The sequence below is a fragment of the Micromonospora sp. NPDC049171 genome, assembly GCF_040648275.1.
Taxonomy (GTDB): domain Bacteria; phylum Actinomycetota; class Actinomycetes; order Mycobacteriales; family Micromonosporaceae; genus Micromonospora.
Map to the genome: position 1 here is coordinate 1 of NZ_JBEZDJ010000004.1, position 18,010 is coordinate 18,010.

Here is an 18,010-nt window from a genome sequence, read left to right on the forward strand (position 1 = left end):
GTTGGCCCCGGCTTGGCGATCATGGAGTTGTGGTGCCGACTTTGGGGGTTTTACGGGCGTTCTGTTACCCACCACAACTCCATGATCGGCGAGCCGGGGCCCGTTGACGAACAGTCATTCCGTCTAGCGCAACGGCGTTGACATCAACGACCGGGCGCGATCTTGGGAGGGTGGGCTACGTCCAGCGGCTGCGTGCCTCGGTGACGCACGGTTGGCGATCACGCGGGCGCTGGGTTTCCTCGCCGACGTGGACCGGGCCGAGACGACGGTGTCCGAGGAGGACGCGCAGTGCGTACGACACCGGGTTTGCTGTGACTGCCTGCTCGACGGTCGTCGGCGCTGCCCGCGCCCGGCCGAGCACGACGGGCCGTGCGGCTGACCGAACGGGGCGAATGGCGCGAGGCGACACATCCGCCGGGTGGCCGGTGGGGGTTCGGGCCATCGGGGGAACCGGTCGCGCGGTGGCGGTGCGGCCCGTTGTAACCCCCGGCCACCTCATTCCCGTTACTTGTGTGTTTCCGCCACATAGCCCGTGGGTGACGTCACTTCTAGCGTGAGCCGACAACACAGCATCCTGTCCTCACCTGGAGTCGCGATGACGGTCCGGCACACGCGGCGGGCGTTCCTCTCCGCCGCCACGATGATGGCCGCGGCGCTGGCCGCCACGGCCTGCGGCAGCCCGCAGGACACCGCCACCGGCGGCGGCGACAACGCCGCACCGGTCAAGGTTGGCCTGGTGTACTCCCAGTCGGGAGCCCTGGCCAGCTACGGCAAGCAGTACATCGAGGGGTTCAAGGCGGGGTTGGACTTCGCCACCCAGGGCACCGGCAAGGTCGGCGACCGGAAGATCGAGCTGACCGAGGTCGACGACGCGGGTGACCCGGCCAAGGCGGTCTCCGCGGCGAAGGACCTGATCGGCAAGGGTACGAAGATCATCGCCGGCTCCACCGCCTCCGGCGTGGCGTTGCAGGTCGCGCCGATCGCGGCACAGAACAAGGTGCTGTTCATCTCCGGCCCGGCCGCCACCGACGCGGTGACCGGCGCGAACAAGTACACGTTCCGCTCGGGGCGGCAGTCCTACCAGGACGTGGTGACCGCCAAGTCGTTCATCGGCGACCCGACCGGCAAGAAGGTGGTGGTCTTCGCCCAGGACGGCGCGTTCGGTGACGCCAACGAGGCTGCCGTCAAGGCCGTCATCGGTGCCGCGGGTGCCACCGTGAGCAGCGTCCGGGCGCCGGCCAGCGCCACCGAGTTCACCCCGTTCGCCAGCCAGATCAAGGCGGCCAAGCCGGACCTGCTCTTCGTGGCCTGGGCCGGCACCACCGCCCCGGCGATGTGGCAGAGCCTCGACCAGCAGGGCGTGCTCTCGTCCACCACCGTCGTCACCGGCCTGGACATCCGCTCGTCCTGGCCCACCTTCGGCGCGGCCGGCACGAAGATCTCCTTCCTGTCGCACTACTTCGACGGCGCCAGCGACACCGAGGCCAGCAAGGCGCTCAAGGCCAAGGTCAGCACCATCGACCTGTTCCACCCGGACGGCTTCGCCGCCGCCCAGATGGTGGTCCGTGCGGTGCAGGAGGGTGGGGACGACGTCGACAAGATGGTCACCGCCCTGGAGGGCTGGAGCTTCGACGGGGTCAAGGGCAAGATGACCATCCGCGCCGCCGACCACGCGCTGCTCCAGCCGATGTTCCAGGCCAAGCTGACCGGCAGCGGCACCGCGTTCACGGCCACCGCGCAGAAGAGCCTCACCGGTGACGAGACCGCGCCGCCGGCCGTGGCGATGAAGGGCTGAGCCATGCTCGCCACCCGCGGTCTGACCTGGCGGATCGGTGAGGTCGCCATCGTCGACAGCGTCTACCTCGACCTCGCGCCCGGGGAGTTCCTGGGCGTGATCGGGCCGAACGGCGCCGGCAAGACCTCACTGTTCAACCTGATCACCGGCCTGCGCCGGGCCACGGAGGGCCGGATCGTTCTGGACGGGCAGGACATCGGGGAGTTGCCGCCGCACCGGCGGGCCCGCCTCGGGTTGGGCCGTACCTTCCAGGCGTCCTCGGTCTTCGGCTCGCTCAGCGTGCGGGAGAACGTCCGGCTCGCCGTGCAGGCGCACCGCGGGGGCTCGATGGCACTGTGGCGGCGGGCGGCGGCCGACCGGGAGGTCGTCGCCGCCGCCGACGCGGCGCTCGACCGGGTCGGCCTTGCCCACCGGGGTACGGCACTCGCCGGCACCCTGGCCCACGGCGAGAAGCGCAAGTTGGAGATCGCGCTGCTGCTCGCGGGCGAACCGCGGGTGATGCTGCTGGACGAGCCGATGGCCGGGGTCAGCGCCGAGGACGTGCCCGAGCTGGTGGCAGTCATCAAGTCGTTGACCGGCGACAGCGGCCGGGCGGTGCTGATGGTCGAACACCACATGGACGTGATCCTGGAGCTGGCCGACCGGATCGCCGTCATGCACCACGGCGCGCTGCTGGCCTGCGACACCCCGGAGACGGTGATGGCCAACCCCACGGTGCAAGAGGCCTACCTGGGGGAGTCGCTCTGATGGAACCAGTTCTCACGGTGCAGGATCTGTCGGTCCGGATCTCCGGGCTGCACATCCTTCAGGGGGTGTCCTTCGCTGTCGCCCCGACCGGCGTGACGGTCCTGCTCGGCCGCAACGGTGTCGGCAAGACCACCACGCTGCGCGCGATCGTCGGCCTCACCCCGCCCGCCGGGGAGGTCCGCGGCACGATCCGGATGGGCGCGCAGAGCCTGCTGGCCCGCCCGACCCACCGGCTGGTCCGCGGTGGGCTCGGCTACGTGCCCGAAGACCGGTGCGTGTTCGCCGGCCTCACCGTCGCCGAGAACCTGCGGCTCGCCGAGCGGCGCGGCACCACCCCGGCGTACGACAAGGTCTTCGCGCTCTTTCCGGAGCTGGACCGGCGCGGATGGCAACGGGCCGGTTCGCTGTCTGGCGGGCAGCAGCAGATGCTCGCGATCGGGCGGGTGCTGCTCAACGACAACCGGCTGCTGCTTGTCGACGAGCCGACCAAGGGGTTGGCGCCGAAGGTGGTGACCGAGGTCGCCGAGGTGCTGGAACGGGTCGCGGAGTCGGTGCCGGTGCTGCTCGTCGAGCAGAACCTGGCGGTGGTACGCCGGCTGGCCCGCGACGCGGTGGTGCTGGCCGCCGGCAGGGTCGCCTGGACTGGCGACGCCCGCGAGTTGCTGCTGGAGACGGCGTTGACCAAGTCGCTGCTGGGTGTGGGCTCGGCGGAGGTGAGTCACTGATGGACACCGTGATCCTGTTGACGTTGACCGGGCTGGGCCTGGCGGCGCTGTACTTCCTGGTCGCCTCCGGCCTGTCCCTGGTCTTCGGTCTGGCCGACGTGCTCAACTTCGCGCACGGGCTGTTCCTCGGCGTCGGCGCGTACGGCACCTGGTGGGCGGCGGGCAACCTGCCGGGCGCGGGCTCCGACGGGTTCGGCTTCGTGCTCGCGGTCGCGTTCGGGGTGGCCGCCGGCACGCTCGTGGCGATCCTGGTCGAGTTGGTGCTGATCCGCCCGCTCTACTCCCGCACCATCGAACAGGTGCTGGTCACCGTCGGCCTGTCGCTGGCCGGGGTGGCGTTGTTGCAGGCCACCTGGGGTGCGGACGCCCGCACCTTCCCGCGCCCGGACTGGACCCGGCAGGTGACCGGCATCCTCGGCGCGCAGGTGCCCAACGGGGGCCTGCTGCTGATCATCGCGGCGGTGCTGGTGCTCGGCGCGATCCTGGCGTTCCTGCGCTGGACCCGGTACGGCCTGGTGATCCGGGCCGGTGTGGAGAACCGGGAGATGGTGACCGCGCTCGGCATCGACGTGCGCAAGGCGTTCACGCTCGTCTTCGCGATCGGTGGGGCGGCCGCCGCGCTCGCCGGGGCGCTCGGCGGGGTCTACTTCGGCACCGTCTCGCCCGGGCAGGGCAGCTCGCTGCTGATCTTCGCGTTCATCGTGGTGGTGATCGGTGGGATGGGCTCGGTGGTCGGCTCCGCGTACGCGGCGGTCGTCGTCGGGCTGGTGCAGCAGTTCGTCAACTACTACGGCACGTCCGGGCTCGGCGACATCTGCGTGGTCGGGCTGCTGGCCGTGGTGCTGCTGCTGCGTCCGCAGGGCATCGCCGGAAAGGTGGCAACGGCATGACGCTCATCGAGGCAACACCGGCACCGGCCCCCACCTCGCCGCGACCGGGCCGGGTGCACCGCGTGCGTCCGTTCCTGCCGTTGGTCGCGGTGGTCGTGCTGGCGATCCTGCCGTACTCGACGATCTCCCTGCCGGGGATCTTCGAGGGGCCGCTCAACTCGCCCGGGACCCTGCAACTGCTCGCCATCTGCCTGATCTTCGGCGGGCTGGCCGCCGGGTACGACCTGCTCTTCGGCCGGACCGGCATGCTCTCCTTCGGACACGCGCTGTACTTCGCCGCCGGTGTGTACGGCACCGACATCCTCGTCACCCGGGCCGGCCTGCCGTTGTGGCAGGCGGCGCTGCTGACCATCACCGGCGGCACCATCCTCGCGGCGCTGCTCGGCGCGGTGGCGCTGCGGACCGTGGGCATCGCGTTCGCCATGGTCACGCTGGCGTTCGCCCAGGTCGGCGCGATCCTGGTCGCGCGGGACTTCGGCGGCCTCACCGGTGGCGAGGAGGGCCTGCCGCTGGACGTGTCCGGGCTGCCCGCCGGGCTGGTGGGGGTGACCAACACGGTCAACCTGTACTGGTTGGCACTCGCGTACCTGACGCTCGTGGTCTTCGTGGTGCACCGGGTGAGCGGGTCGCCGACCGGGCGGGTGCTCGCCGGGCTGCGCGACGACGAGCGGCGGATCGGTGTGCTCGGGCTGGACCCGTACCGCTACAAGCTTGTGGCGTTCACCCTGGCCGGCGGGCTGGCGTCGGCGGGCGGGGTGGTCTACGTCCTGATCGTCGGGGGCGCGTCACCGCACATCACGTCCTCCGAGCTGACCCTGTCGCTGCTGGTCATGGTGGTGCTCGGCGGCCCGGGCACCCGGTGGGGGCCGGTGCTCGGCGGGGTCCTCTACATGTACCTGGACCACCGGCTCACGGCCTTCGGCACCAGCGACGCGGTGGACAACCTGCCGGCCGTCCTGAGCCGCCCGCTGAGCCAGCCCCTCTTCGTCCTGGGCACGGTCTTCATCCTGGCCGTCTACTTCTTCCCCGGAGGCCTAACAAGCCTGGCCCCCCGCCTGTCCCCCCTAACCCGCACCCTCCGCCGCCCCCCACGCTGACCCCCCGTCGACCCCGTCGACCACGTCGACCCCGTCGATCATGGGGCTATAGCTACGACACGCCGTGGTGGATGGCGATAACGTCATGATCGACGGGGTTCTGTGGATGGGGAGGTTGGGGATGGGGTCGCGGATTGCTGTTGTTAGTGGGGGCGGGACTGGGATTGGGGCGGCCGTTGCGGGTTCGCTTGCGGGGGACGGGTACGACGTGCTGATCGTTGGGCGGCGGACGGACGTGGTGACGGCTGCCGCCGGACGGATCTCTTCCGAGTGTGGGCGGCCGGAGGCCGTCACCGCCGTGACCGCGGACCTGACCGACCCGGAGCAGGTCGACCGGGTGCTCACGGCGGTTGGCGGTCGGCCGGTCGACGTGGTGGTCAACAACGCTGGCAGCTATCTGGCCGGGGACACCGGCACACTGGCCGGGATCGCCGCCCACTGGCGGGCCAACCTGGACGCCAACGTCCTCACCGCCGTACTGCTGACCGAGGCGCTGCGGCCGGTCCTGCGCCGGCCCGGCGGGCGGGTGATCCTGGTCAGCTCGATCTCCGCGCAGCGGGGCGGCGGCGGGCCCTACTCGGCGGGGAAGGCCGCCCTGCACGGCTGGGCGTACGACCTGGCGGCGCAGCTCGGCCCGGACCAGATCACGGTCAACGTGGTGAGCCCGGGCTATGTCGCCGAGACCGATTTCTTCGGTGACCGGATGACCGCCGAGGGGCACGCGAAGCGGGTGGCGGCGACCCTGGTCGGGCGAGCCGGGGTGCCGGACGACATCGCCGAGGCCGTCCGCTATCTCGCCAGCCCCGCCGCCGGCTACGTCACCGGCCAGGTCCTCGGCGTCAACGGGGGGTCGGTCCTCGGCCGCTGACGCACACGTACGCCGAAGGGCGGCGGACCCCCGTGTGGCCGCCGCCCTTCGTGCGTCATGGGTCAGTTGTTCAAGATCTCGTACGCCATCTTCGGCGCGTTCGTCGCGGCGGCGCCGGTCGGTACGCTGATCTTCGGCGCGGTGCCGTAGTCGGCGTAGTTGATCACGTAGTCGTAGGCCTTCGCCTTGCCGGCGGCCGGGATCTTCAGCGTCAGCGAGGACAGTTGCTTGTCCGCGCCGACCACCGCGGTGAACGGCACCGTCTTGGCGGCTGCGCCCAGCGCCGCCGCCTCACCCTCCTCCAGCACCTTCGCGGCGTTACCGGCACTGACGTCGATGACACCGGCGTACTGCCCGGGGCTCTGCTCCTGCACCGAGGTGGCCGCCTGGATGAGCGGGCCCGCGTTGCCCTGGTCGGCACCGTCGTAGGCCGGGATGGTGTCGCTGTCGGTGAGCTTCGTGCGGTCCAGCTTCATCCACTTGTCCGGGAACTTCGGCAGGCCCGCCTGGCCGGTCAACTTCATCTTCATCCAGGCTTCCTCGGCGATGATCAGCACCGACATCTTGACGGAGATGCCATCGGCGCCGGGCGGAATCGTGGTGTTCAGTTCGACGCCCTTCGCGTCCGGGTCGACTCGCCCGCTGATGGTGCTCGTCGCGTCCTTGCCGCTGAACCGGAACGTTCCCTCGGTGCCGTCCGGAACGGCGCCGAGGAGCGTCTCCTTCGGGTCGGCGGTCGGGCTGGCGCTCGGGCTGCTCTGCGGTGCCGAGGCTGGTTCGCTCTTGGGCCCACACCCCCCGAGCAGGGTGGTTGTGGCCAGCATGGCGGCGATCACGCCAACCGTGCGTCGGGTGGTGCTCGCGCTGCCCGTTGCCTGTGTCATCACATTTCTCTTTCTCGCTGCGTGGCCTGTGCCGGTGACCATCTTGCGGGCGGGCACGGCGGTTCGGCTGCCGATATGCTGCCGTCCGGCTGCCGGGCACTGCCGTCCGGCGCTGCCGGAGGTGTCAGGAGCGGAAATTCGCATGTCAGCAACGCTGCGTTTCGAGATCCTCGGGCCTCAGCGGGCCTGGTACGCCGACCGCGAGATCGACCTCGGTCCCGGCAAACAGCGTGCCGTGCTGACAGTTCTGCTGCTGTCCGCGGGTCGTCCGGTGCCCACCGGGCAGATCGTCGAGGCGGTCTGGCCGGACGATCCGCCCGCGAACGGCCCCAACGTGGTGCAGAAGTACGTCGCCGGGTTGCGTCGGGTGCTGGAACCGGACCGGTCACCGCGTACGCCGGGGCAGGTGTTGAGCCTGACCGATGCCGGCTATCTGCTCCGCGTCGATCCGGACGCGCTCGACGCGGTCCGTTTCCAACGGGGAATCCACCGCGCCCGGCAGCGACGCGCCGAGGGTCGTGCCGCCGAGGCGCTGACCGAGGTGGCCACCGCCCTGGCGCTCTGGCAGGGAGAACCGTTCACCGGCTTCACCGGGCCGTTCCTGGAGGCGGCCCGGCAACGCCTGGTCGAGCTGCGGGCTGTCGCGTTGGAAACCCGGGCCGACCTGATGCTGGACCTCGGCCGGCACCGCGAGATGGTCGGGGAGCTTGTGGAGTTGGTGGCCGAGTTCCCGGTCCGGGAACGACTGCGGCACCAGCTCCTGCTCGCGCTCTATCGCAGCGGGCGGCAGGCGGAGGCGCTCGCGGCCTACCGGGAGTTCGGTGACCTGCTCCGGGAGGAGTACGGCATCGGGCCGGGCGAGGCACTTCAGGCACTGCACCAACGCATCCTCTGCTCCGACCCGACCCTCATCGCAGGCGTCCCGGAAACAGGGTGGCCCGCTCCGGCTTCCGCCGCCCGGCAGACAGAGAACGCGGTGCCGGCGCAACCGTCCGCCGCCCCGACCGCACCGCCCTCCGCATCACCGCCCGCCCAGGCCGTCCCGGCGCGGGCGTCGATCCCACCGCCCCAGGCGGCCGTCCCGCCGTACGCGGATCTGCCGTCACCGTTGTATCCCGCACTGTCCGCCGGGCCGCCGTCCCCGTTCGCGGTCGACCAGCCGCGCCGGGAGCGGCACCCGCTGCCGACGTGGGTGAGCACCACGGCCACCGTCGCCGGCACCCTTCTGCCACTGCTCTCGTTCGGCACCGGGACCTGGCTGGTGATTCTGGCGTACGCGGTGCGGCGCCGCAGTCGACGGCTCGGCCTCGCGGCCGTCGGCTATCTCCTCACCGCGGTGTTGCTGGTCTTCATGATCGCCACCGATGACCTGGAGAAGGAGGACTCGGCGGCCGAGGCGTTCCTCGGGCTCGGCGTGATCGGCCTCTGCTGGCTGGTGGGCGCCCTGCACGTGGTCCTGCTCAACCGGTGGGTCTGGGGGCGGATCACCGGCCGGCCGCAGCTGGCCCAGGCACGCGACGAGGAGCGCCGGCTGCGCCGCGAACAGGCGCGCAACCTACTGCACCGCTATCCCTCGGCGCGTCTGGAGTTCGCGATCGGCCGCCCCGACCTGCCCCGCGCCTTCGACGACGGCGGGCTGGTGGACATCAACGCCGTACCCGACCACGTGCTCGCCACACTGCCCGGGCTCACCGACGCGCAACGCCGGCAGGTGGCGATGGACCGGTGGGTACGCGGCCCGTACGCGTCGATGGAAGAGCTGGCCGCGCGCTGCCCGCTGCCCCTCGGGGTTGTCGACGGGCTCCGCGGCGTCCTGCTCTTCCTACCGCTGCCCGTCCCGCCGACGGACGCGCCGTCGGAGGTGGAGGCGGGGCCCACTGTGCCCCGCTGATCGTGGGGTTTCTCGGGCGTGGGCTGGTAGAAATGCCGGATGGGCGACGAGCGGGCGGCGGTACGGGAACGGGCCGAGGCGGTGCTGCGTCGGCTGGCCGGCGACCACGCCCGGCTGCGCGAGGACCAGTGGCGGGCCATCGAGGCACTTGTCGTCGACCGGCGGCGGGTGCTCTGCGTGCAGCGCACCGGTTGGGGCAAGTCGGCTGTCTACTTCGTGGCCACCGCCCTGCTCCGGGATCGCGAGCAGGGCCACCAGGCCGGCCCGACCGTCATCGTGTCGCCGCTGCTGGCGTTGATGCGTAACCAGGTCGAGGCGGCCGCCCGGGCCGGCATCCGGGCTCGCACGATCAACTCGGCGAACCTCGACGAGTGGGACGAGATCACCGCCGAGATCCAGACCGGTGCGGTGGACGTGCTGCTGATCAGCCCGGAGCGGCTCAACAACCCCGACTTCCGCGACGGCGTGCTGCCGAAGCTGGCCGCGACCACCGGGCTGCTGGTGGTCGACGAGGCGCACTGTGTCTCCGACTGGGGGCACGACTTTCGGCCCGACTACCGGCGACTGCGTACGTTCCTCGCCGAGCTGCCGGAGCGCACTCCGGTGCTGGCGACCACCGCCACCGCCAACACCCGGGTCACCCAGGACGTGGCGGAGCAGTTGGGTGACGCCCTCGTCCTGCGCGGCACCCTGGACCGCGAGTCGCTGCGCCTCGGCGTGCTCGACCTGCCCAGCCCGGCGCACCGGCTGGCCTGGCTCGCCGACCACCTGGACCAGCTGCCCGGTTCCGGCATCGTCTACACGCTGACCGTGGCGGCAGCGGGGGAGACGGCCGAGTTCCTGCGCTCCCGTGGCTACCCGGTCTCCTCGTACACCGGTCAGGTCGAGGACGCCGACCGGCGGGCCGCCGAGCAGGACCTGCTCGACAACAAGATCAAGGCGTTGGTCGCCACCAGCGCGCTCGGCATGGGCTTCGACAAGCCCGACCTGGGCTTCGTCGTGCACCTGGGCGCGCCGCCCTCGCCGATCGCGTACTACCAGCAGGTCGGCCGCGCCGGCCGCGCCGTGGAGCACGCGGAGGTGCTGCTGCTGCCCGGCGTCGAGGACGCCGCGATCTGGCGTTACTTCGCCTCACTGGCGTTCCCTCCGGAGCAGCAGGTGCGCGCCGTGCTGGCCGCCCTGCACACCGACCGCCCGCTCAGCACCCAGGCCCTCGAACCCCTCGTCGACCTGCGCCGGGCCCGGTTGGAGCTGATGCTCAAGGTCCTCGACGTGGACGGCGCGGTCCGCCGGGTGCGCGGTGGGTGGCTCGCCACCGGCGAGCCGTGGGTCTACGACGAGGCCCGGTTGCGGCGCGTCGCCGAGGCACGCACCGTCGAGCAACAGGCCATGCGGGAGTACGCGGCCACGCCCGACTGCCGAATGCGGTATCTACGGGAGTGCCTGGACGACACCGGGGCGACCGACTGCGGGCGGTGCGACAGGTGCGCCGACCCGCTCTTCGTCGCCGACGTGTCGACGGCAGCGCTCGCCGCCGCACAGACGTTCCTGGGCCGACCCGGCGTGGAGATCGCCCCGAAGAAGCTCTGGCCGACCGGGCTGGACGCGGTGGGCGTACCCCTGAAGGGCCGGATCGCCGCCGCGGAGCAGGCGCTGGCCGGCCGGGCCGTCGGGCGCCTCTCCGACCTGGGCTGGGGTGGGCGGCTGCGTGATCTCGTCGGCCCGGAGGCACCGGACGCGCCGGTGCCCGACGACGTCGCCGGCGCGGTCGTGGAGGTGCTGAAGGCGTGGGCGCACGGCGACGACCCGTGGCCGCGCCGGCCGGTAGGTGTGGTCGCGGTCGGTTCCCGACGGCGGCCCCGGCTGGTCGGCTCGTTGGCCGAGCGGATCGCCGCCGTGGGCCGGCTGCCGCTGCTCGGCGAGGTCACCCCGGCCGGTCCGGGCGGCCCGGCGGGGCCGCGCGGCAACAGCGCCCAACGGGTACGCGCGTTGCACGACACGTTCACCGTGCCGGCCGACCTGGCCGACACCCTGGCCGGGCTGGACGGTCCGGTGCTGCTCGTCGACGACCTGGTCGACTCCGGCTGGACAATGACGCTGGTGGCCCGGGCACTGCGCCGGGCCGGCGCACCCGACGTGCTCCCGCTCGCCCTCGCCGTGGCTGGCTGAGCCACGCTGGCCCTTGCCGTGGCCGGCTGAGCCACGCTGGCCCTTGCTGTGGCCGGCTGATCCACGCTGGCTCGCCCGCACCGGTTCCGGCTGATCCACGCTCCCCTTGCCGTGGCTGGCTGAGCCACGTTCGCCCGCATCGGTTCCGGCTGGCCCACGCCGCCCGCGGCGGGCTGGGCCGGTTCGTGCGGGTTGGTGGAGGAAAGTTCCCGGGCGGCGGCGAATGCGACGGTCGCCACGCCGTCCGGGCGGCGGCCTGGGGTGGCTGGCCACGGCGGTACGGTGGGCGGCATGACCGACCAGCACCCCGCTGCCGTGCCGGTGGTGCCTGACCAGGCCCCCCACGCGCCGGTGGCAACTGCTCCGGTCTCCGACGTGGCGGTGTCCGACCGGGCCCCCGAGGTGCCGGTGGCGTCTGCTCCGGTCTCCGCTGCGGCGGCGTCCGACCAGGCTCCCGACGCGGCGGTGGTCTCCGAGTCGGTCTCCGCCGCGCCGGACCGGAGCACACTCCGGCTGGCACTTGTGGTCGGCGGGCTGGTGCTGGCGGTGCTGCTCGGCTTCGGCCTCGGCCGGCTGAACGCCACCGGGACCACCACCGGCAGCCCGTCATCCCTGGCTGCCGAGCACACCGACCCCCCGGGCATCGGCCCACACAGCCACGGCACCGCCACGAGCACCGACCAGGGCGCGGCCATCGAGCCGGGCGGGCTGGCGGTCAGTTCGGCCGGGCTCACCCTCGCCCCGCTGGGCACCGAGTTCGCGGCCGGTCGCCCAGGTCAGCTCCGCTTCCAGGTGCGCGACACGCAGCGCAGGCCGGTGACCCGCTTCGCGGTCGTCCACGACAAGCCGATGCACCTGATCGTCGTCCGCCGCGACCTGACCGGCTACCAGCACCTGCACCCGACCATGGCGGCGGACGGCACCTGGTCGGTGCCGTTGACCCTCGCGCAGCCCGGTGTCTGGCGCGCGTACGCCGACTTCACCGTGGTCGCCGACAACGGCGCGCAGACCGCGGTGACCCTCGGCACGGACCTGGTCGTGCCCGGCGGCTACCAGCCTCGGCCGCTGCCCGCACCGGCCACCTCGACGACGGTGGACGGGTTCACCGTCGGCTTCCAGGGCACTCCGCAGGTCGGGGCGAGCGTGCCGCTGACCTTCCGAGTCGACAGTGCAGACGGTGCGGCGCCGTTGGAGCGTTACCTCGGGGCGTACGGGCACCTGGTGGCGCTACGCGAGGGCGACCTCGGCTACCTGCACGTGCACCCGGAGACCGAGCTGGTAAACGGTCAGATCAAGTTCTGGCTGGCCACCCCCGGCCCCGGCCGCTACCGCCTCTACCTGGACTTCCGAGTAGGCACCAAGGTCCACACCGCCGAGTTCACCACCACAGTCCCCTAACCCGCGCCCGGCCCGCGCCCGGCCCGCGCCCGGCCCGTTGATCATGAGGTTATTGCCAATCGCGTCGGCGTGTCGCGGCAATAACCTCATGATCAACGCGTGAGGGGTGGGGGTGGGGGTGGGTGGGGGTGGGTGGGGGTGGGTGGGGTTAGCCGGCTCGGCGGATGGGGCGGCGGGCTAGGTAGCGGAGCAGGTCGCGGATGTGGTGCTTCTCCTCGGCGGGGACCGTTGGGTCGGCCAGTCGATCGAGGATGGCCCGGACGTCGGCCTCGACGGGGCCGTCGTCCTGACGTCGGCGGGGCGTGGGGCCGGCGTCGGGCAGGCCGAGCGCGCGGAACGCGGCAGCGACCGGCAGGTCCAGTGCGGCGCAGAAGCCGCGGACTTTGGCGAGCTCGGGGTAGTCCTGCCAGTCACCGGCGAGCCAACGAAACACGGTGGAGCGGCCCACGCCCGTGTGTGCGGCAAGATCGGTCACGGTCCAGCCACGTTCGTCGCGAGCGTCGTCGATGGCGCGCCGGACGAAGCGGGCGAAGGCCATCTGCGGTGTTGCGTCGGCTGATCCCATCCCTGTGTGACTTTCCCCCCTGCCGGAGCACCGGGACGATGCGCCTTCCGAGGGTAGTACGCCCGAGGGCCGAAACCATTGACTGAGCGCACAAACTGTCCCGTGGGTGAGACTTTTTCTCCGCCAGGATGTGTACCGACCGCAACTCACACCGAGCGATCATCATCACTGTTCTACTAGGCTCGGTGCCCGCCCCGACCTGGCGTCTGACCGCCCGCCGTGTTCGACCGGACCACCGCCGAGGAGCACCATGGCCGACTCGAGCCGCCCCCAGCCGTACCAGCCCGGTGCGGTGAGCCTCTTCTTCGTCGCCAAGGCCGGCGTCTTCGCCGCCGCGTTCTGGATCTGGTTGCTGGTGATGGTGCTCCGCGCCGACTCCGCGACCGGCCAACAGGTGCTGGCGGCCACCGGTGCGATCACCAGCACGCTTGTCGGCGTGGTGCTGGGCGCCCGGATGGCGTTGCAACACAACGCCGCCATCCGGCACGCGGAGGTGAAGAGGCTGCTCGTCGACATCTCCTGGAACGCCTTCGCCGCCGCCGGCAACGCCGAGAGCGCGGGCAAGGTGGTGCCGTTCCCCACCGTACCGGCCGACCGCGGGCGGGCCGGCCAGCGTGGCGGTGGCGAGCGGGTGACGATCCTCGACCGTGGCGAGCGCACCAGCGATCGGGATCGTCGCGGCGACGGCGAACGGCGTCGCTAAGGTGCCGACTAGATCGCGGGCTGCGGGGTGGTCGGTTCACCGTCGGTGGCCAGCAGCGTCGCCAGCCGGGGCGTGACCTGCCACTGCTCCACCAGCTCGCGGTATTCCGCGCGCTGCGGTTCGGTCGCCTCGACGCCGGTGTGGCGGGCGCGGATCAGCAGGTTGCGCGGCGTGTGTTGGGAGTCCACGAACTCCACCACCTCGGCCCGGTACCCGTGCACCCGCAGCAAGCTGGCGCGCAACGCGTCGGTGAGCACGTCGGCGAAGCGTTCGCGGAGGATGCCCTGCCGGGTCAGCAGGTCGTACGGGGTCGGGGCGGGGTGGGCGCGGAGCTGCTTGGCCAGGTCGTGGTGGCAGCACGGCGCGGCCAGCACCCAGCGGGCCTCCCAGCGCACCGCTCGGGCGAGCGCCTCGTCGGTGGCGGTGTCGCAGGCGTGCAGCGCCAGCACCAGATCGGGGGCGGGGTCGACGACGGCGTCGGCGATCGTGCCGGCCACGAAGCTGATCCGGTCGGCCCAGCCCAGTCGCTGCGCCAACTCGGTGTTGCGCCGCCGCTGGTCCTCCCGGACGTCCACGCCGATCAGCTGGACGTCGAGCCCTCGGCCGGACAGGTAGCGGTACGCGGCGAACGTCAGGTAGGCGTTGCCGCAGCCCAGGTCGACCACCCGCAGCGGCCCGGTCAGCTCGTCGGGCAGGGTCGCGGCGAGGGCACGGAGGAACGCGTCCACCTGGCGGCGCTTGGCCGCCGACCCGCCGATCTCCGCGAAGATCGGGTCACCCGGGTCGAGCAGGTATTCCTTCGTCCGGTCGTTTCCGGTGGGCGTCGCCGCCGGCCGGGACGTCGCGGCTCGGTGCACCTGTGCCTCGCCGGACTTGGTCACCCGCAGTTGGAGGGTCGCGTCGGCTGTCTCGACGTGCCAGTTGCCGAACGGCTCGGCGAGCAGTTCGTCGATCGCCGCGGCGGCCTCGGGGCCGGAGGCGAGGTTGCGAGTGTACGGGCGGGCACCGTCGGACGTGGTGATCTGCATCCGGGGGCCGGCCTTGAGCCGCACCGGCCGCAGTTCGGCCCGCTCAACGGTGGGGCGGCGGCCGCGTCGACGTCCGGCGGCGACCGCCCGGGTCAGCGCGGGGTCGAGCAGCAGCGCCCGAACCTCGGTCAGGGCGGCGTCCAGTGGTTGCGGCATCGTTCCATCTTCGGCAGGTGGGGTGGGAGAAGGGAACATCCCCCGTACCGCGCGAGGCGGTGCGGGGGATGTCAGGTGTGGCTGGTGGTCAGTCGGCGGTCGCCTCGGCCGGCGTACCCGAATCGGAACCGCCACCACGACGGCGGCGACGGCGGCGCGGCTTCGACGGCTCGCCGTCGGACGCGGTGACCGGCTCGGCGGGGCCGGCGTCCGCGGAGATCACCGCGGTCGGCTCGCTCCCGACCGCCTCGCCGGCCCGGCGGCGACGCCGGCGGCGGGGGGTACGGGTGCCTTCCTCGGCAGCGTCGGCAATGGGCGCCTCGGCGACGGCCGGCGTGCCGGAGTCGGAACGGTCCCGGCGACCGTCACCCCGACCGCGGCGCTCACCGCGGCCCTCGCCCCGCCCTTCGCCACGGCTCTCACCGCGTCGGGGACCCCGACCACCGCTGTCGCCCCGGCGGGAGCGGGTCGTGCCACCCAGATCCTCTTCGATCTCGGCGGACAGCCCGGCCCGGGTGCGCTCGCCGGTGGGCAGCGTGCCGCTGACCTCGGTGGAGATGTGCAGGTCGGTGTAGAGGTGCGGGGACGTGTGGTACGTCTCCGGCGGCTCCGGCATCTCCAGACCGAGGGTCTTGTCGATGATCCGCCAGCGCGGCATGTCGTCCCAGTCGACGAAGGTCACCGCGACGCCCGTGGCGCCGGCCCGGCCGGTGCGACCGATCCGGTGGGTGTAGGTGTCCTGGTCTTCCGGGCAGTCGTAATTGATCACGTGGGTGACGCCTGTGACGTCCAGCCCGCGGGCCGCCACGTCGGTGGCGACCAGAATGTCGATCTTGCCGGCCCGGAAGGCCCGCAGCGCCCGCTCGCGGGCACCCTGGCCGAGGTCACCGTGCACCGCGGCGACCGCGAACCCGCGGAAGTCGAGGTCCTCGGCGACCCGGTCGGCGGCCCGCTTGGTCCGGGTGAAGATCATGGTCAGCCCACGCCCCTCCGCCTGGAGGATGCGCGCCACCACCTCGACCTTGTTCATCGAGTGGGTGCGGTAGACCAGCTGCTGGGTCTGCGGCGACGGGCCGGTCTCGGCGGTGTGCCCGGCGTGGATCGTCATCGGCTGGCGCAGGAAGCGCCGGGACAGGGTGACGATCGGGTCCGGCATGGTGGCCGAGAAGAGCATCGTCTGGCGGTCTTCCGGGAGCATCGCCAGGATCTTCTCGACGTCGTCGAGGAAGCCCAGGTCGAGCATCCGGTCGGCCTCGTCGAGGACGAGTGCGTGCACCCGGTCCAGACGGAGGTGCTTCTGCTTCTGCAGGTCCATCAGACGGCCCGGGGTGCCGACCAGGATCTCGACGCCCTTGCGCAGCGCGTCGATCTGCGGCTCGTACGCCACGCCGCCGTAGATCGGCAGCACCCGGACGCCGCGCGTCCGGCCAGCGGCGGCCAGGTCCTTGGCGACCTGGATGCCCAGCTCACGGGTGGGGACCACGACCAGCGCCTGGGGGACGCCGTCGCTGCCCTCGCCCGGCGCGAAGACCCGGTCCAGTAGTGGCACGCCGAAGCCGAGGGTCTTGCCGGTGCCGGTGGGCGCCTGACCGATCAGGTCGACGCCGCGCAGCGCGATCGGGATCGCGTACTCCTGGATGGCGAACGCGCGGGTGATGCCGGCCGAGGCCAGGGCCTCGACGGTCTCGGCGCGGGCGCCGAGTGCGGCGAACGTGGGGGCCTCCGGTCGAACCGGGGCGGTGGGGGCCAGTTCCTGGCCGTCCAGCAAATCTTGAGTCAGCTCGCTCATGTGGATGTGGGGGTGCCCTCTCGTGGGTGCGCCCGTCATGTCCTCAGGGCGCGATCGGTATGACGCGGGCCACACGGTCGGCGGCAGATTGCCGAGCCGGACCGGGCCGCACGCGCGCCGCGGGCTGAGCTTCGATCAGATCGGCGCCCACGGCAACTGCTCCATGCTACCTGAACAGGCATGGCTTCGTCCCGATTCCCCGCCGGCCAGACGCCACGCGGGGGCCACGATCGTGACTTGTGTCACAGGGAAGAGGGGTGGGGCGTACCCCGTGCGGGTCACCGGCGGCCCGCTGAGCGGCGCACCAGGCCGGGGCCGGCCCGCGGCAGGTGGCCAACGCCGACCTGCCGCGATGGCCGGACCGGTCAGCGGACGGTGAAGCCGACCGAGCGGGACGACGCCTCGGCGATCTCGACGTAGGCGATCTTCTCGATCGGCACGATGACCCGTCGGCCCTTCTCGTCGGTCAGGGAGAGCGTGCCGCCGTTACCGGCGAAGGCGTCGGTCACGATCTGCTCGATCTCGGCCGGCGACTGCGCGCTGTCCAGTACCAGCTCACGCGGCGCGTACTGCACGCCGATCTTGACCTCCACTGTGCCTCCTCAACTGGGGCGAAAGAACCGCCCTGCGAAGGCTATCCGATCACGGGGTCGGCGGTCAGGCTGACTCACCTTGCAGCGGGAAGCTCGCGATGCCCCGCCAGGACAACGCGGCCACCAACGCCTCGGCCTCGGCCTTCGGCACCTGACGGCCACCGGCCAGCCAGAACTGCGCGGCCGTCTCCGCCGCGCCGACGAGCCCGGAGGCGAGCAGCTCGGCGTGGGCCCGGCTCACGCCGGTGTCCGAGATGATGGTGTCGGTGATCGCCGCGATGCAACCCTGCTCGACCCGCTCCACCCGCTGCCGCACCGCCGGGTCGTTGCGCAGGTCCGACTCGAAGACGAGGCGGAAGGCCTCGCTCTCGTGGTCGACGAAGTCGAAGTACGCGCGCACCGACGCGCTGACCCGCTCCTTGTTGTCGCTGGTGCCGCGCATCGCATCCTGCACCTGAGCGACGATGGCGTCACAGTGCGTGTCGAGCAACGCCAGGTAGAGATCCATCTTTCCGGGAAAGTGTTGGTAGAGCACCGGCTTGGAAACCCCGGCCCGCTCGGCGATGTCGTCCATCGCGGCGGCGTGGTAGCCCTGCGCGACGAACACCTCCTGCGCCGCAGCGAGAAGCTGCTTACGGCGCGCGGAGCGGGGCAGGCGGGTGGGCCGGCCGGCGGTCTGTGCACCGTTCCCCGCAGCGGTCATGGGATCCTC

Annotated in this window: 17 protein-coding genes; 11 read left to right on the plus strand and 6 right to left on the minus strand. The window is 72.0% G+C overall.

Annotated elements, in window-relative coordinates; genetic code table 11:
* Positions 1-211 precede the first annotated feature (211 nt).
* From AB0B14_RS06295 to AB0B14_RS06325, 7 genes are all read left to right on the plus strand, one after another.
* A complete protein-coding gene (locus AB0B14_RS06295; protein ID WP_357521667.1) occupies positions 212-379 on the plus strand; it encodes a hypothetical protein in 168 nt (55 codons plus the stop codon).
* Between the two features lie 216 nt (positions 380-595).
* Positions 596-1,795: a substrate-binding domain-containing protein gene (locus tag AB0B14_RS06300; RefSeq protein WP_357068405.1), complete on the plus strand. Its 1,200-nt coding sequence runs from the start codon at positions 596-598 to the stop codon at positions 1,793-1,795.
* A gap of 3 nt (positions 1,796-1,798) precedes the next feature.
* On the plus strand, positions 1,799-2,542 hold the full coding sequence (locus AB0B14_RS06305) for an ABC transporter ATP-binding protein (protein ID WP_357068407.1): 744 nt from the start codon (positions 1,799-1,801) through the stop codon (positions 2,540-2,542).
* Complete coding sequence (locus AB0B14_RS06310; protein WP_357521669.1) at positions 2,542-3,267, plus strand: ABC transporter ATP-binding protein; 726 nt, start codon at positions 2,542-2,544, stop codon at positions 3,265-3,267. The genes AB0B14_RS06305 and AB0B14_RS06310 overlap by 1 nt, the downstream gene beginning before the upstream one ends.
* Positions 3,267-4,157: a branched-chain amino acid ABC transporter permease gene (locus tag AB0B14_RS06315; RefSeq protein WP_357521671.1), complete on the plus strand. Its 891-nt coding sequence runs from the start codon at positions 3,267-3,269 to the stop codon at positions 4,155-4,157. The genes AB0B14_RS06310 and AB0B14_RS06315 overlap by 1 nt, the downstream gene beginning before the upstream one ends.
* Positions 4,154-5,254 (plus strand): branched-chain amino acid ABC transporter permease, encoded by a 1,101-nt coding sequence (locus tag AB0B14_RS06320; RefSeq protein ID WP_357521673.1) that lies wholly within the window; start codon positions 4,154-4,156, stop codon positions 5,252-5,254. Before AB0B14_RS06315 ends, AB0B14_RS06320 begins: the two co-directional genes overlap by 4 nt.
* Positions 5,255-5,375: 121 nt before the next feature.
* Positions 5,376-6,122: an SDR family oxidoreductase gene (locus AB0B14_RS06325; RefSeq protein WP_357521675.1), complete on the plus strand. Its 747-nt coding sequence runs from the start codon at positions 5,376-5,378 to the stop codon at positions 6,120-6,122.
* 62 nt (positions 6,123-6,184) lie between these two features.
* Here the strand turns inward: AB0B14_RS06325 and AB0B14_RS06330 are convergent, their stop codons facing one another.
* The gene (locus AB0B14_RS06330; RefSeq protein WP_357068417.1) at positions 6,185-7,006 is read right to left on the minus strand and encodes a hypothetical protein; all 822 of its coding nucleotides are present in this window, start codon (positions 7,004-7,006) and stop codon (positions 6,185-6,187) included.
* Between the two features lie 142 nt (positions 7,007-7,148).
* Between AB0B14_RS06330 and AB0B14_RS06335 the strand changes: the two genes are divergently transcribed.
* From AB0B14_RS06335 to AB0B14_RS06345, 3 genes are all read left to right on the plus strand, one after another.
* The gene (locus AB0B14_RS06335) at positions 7,149-8,897 is read left to right on the plus strand and encodes an AfsR/SARP family transcriptional regulator (protein ID WP_357068419.1); all 1,749 of its coding nucleotides are present in this window, start codon (positions 7,149-7,151) and stop codon (positions 8,895-8,897) included.
* Positions 8,898-8,936: 39 nt separating this feature from the next.
* Positions 8,937-11,066 carry a DEAD/DEAH box helicase gene (locus tag AB0B14_RS06340; RefSeq protein WP_357521678.1) on the plus strand — a complete coding sequence of 710 codons (2,130 nt, stop codon included), beginning with the start codon at positions 8,937-8,939 and terminating at the stop codon, positions 11,064-11,066.
* 291 nt (positions 11,067-11,357) lie between these two features.
* Positions 11,358-12,464, plus strand: coding sequence for a hypothetical protein (locus AB0B14_RS06345; RefSeq protein WP_357521680.1), 1,107 nt, complete (start codon positions 11,358-11,360; stop codon positions 12,462-12,464).
* A gap of 148 nt (positions 12,465-12,612) precedes the next feature.
* Here the strand turns inward: AB0B14_RS06345 and AB0B14_RS06350 are convergent, their stop codons facing one another.
* Positions 12,613-13,029 carry a helix-turn-helix domain-containing protein gene (locus AB0B14_RS06350; protein ID WP_357079287.1) on the minus strand — a complete coding sequence of 139 codons (417 nt, stop codon included), beginning with the start codon at positions 13,027-13,029 and terminating at the stop codon, positions 12,613-12,615.
* 250 nt (positions 13,030-13,279) lie between these two features.
* Between AB0B14_RS06350 and AB0B14_RS06355 the strand changes: the two genes are divergently transcribed.
* On the plus strand, positions 13,280-13,732 hold the full coding sequence (locus tag AB0B14_RS06355; protein ID WP_357079290.1) for a hypothetical protein: 453 nt from the start codon (positions 13,280-13,282) through the stop codon (positions 13,730-13,732).
* A gap of 8 nt (positions 13,733-13,740) precedes the next feature.
* Here the strand turns inward: AB0B14_RS06355 and AB0B14_RS06360 are convergent, their stop codons facing one another.
* The 4 genes from AB0B14_RS06360 to AB0B14_RS06375 all read right to left on the minus strand — a co-directional run bounded on the left by AB0B14_RS06360 (position 13,741) and on the right by AB0B14_RS06375 (position 18,001).
* Positions 13,741-14,916: an SAM-dependent methyltransferase gene (locus AB0B14_RS06360; RefSeq protein WP_357521682.1), complete on the minus strand. Its 1,176-nt coding sequence runs from the start codon at positions 14,914-14,916 to the stop codon at positions 13,741-13,743.
* 88 nt (positions 14,917-15,004) lie between these two features.
* Positions 15,005-16,705, minus strand: coding sequence for a DEAD/DEAH box helicase (locus AB0B14_RS06365; protein ID WP_357079296.1), 1,701 nt, complete (start codon positions 16,703-16,705; stop codon positions 15,005-15,007).
* Between the two features lie 365 nt (positions 16,706-17,070).
* Positions 17,071-17,298, minus strand: a complete 228-nt coding sequence (locus tag AB0B14_RS06370) for a DUF3107 domain-containing protein (RefSeq protein WP_357079299.1) — start codon at positions 17,296-17,298, stop codon at positions 17,071-17,073.
* Positions 17,299-17,362: 64 nt separating this feature from the next.
* A complete protein-coding gene (locus tag AB0B14_RS06375; protein ID WP_030489514.1) occupies positions 17,363-18,001 on the minus strand; it encodes a TetR/AcrR family transcriptional regulator in 639 nt (212 codons plus the stop codon).
* Positions 18,002-18,010 lie beyond the last annotated feature (9 nt).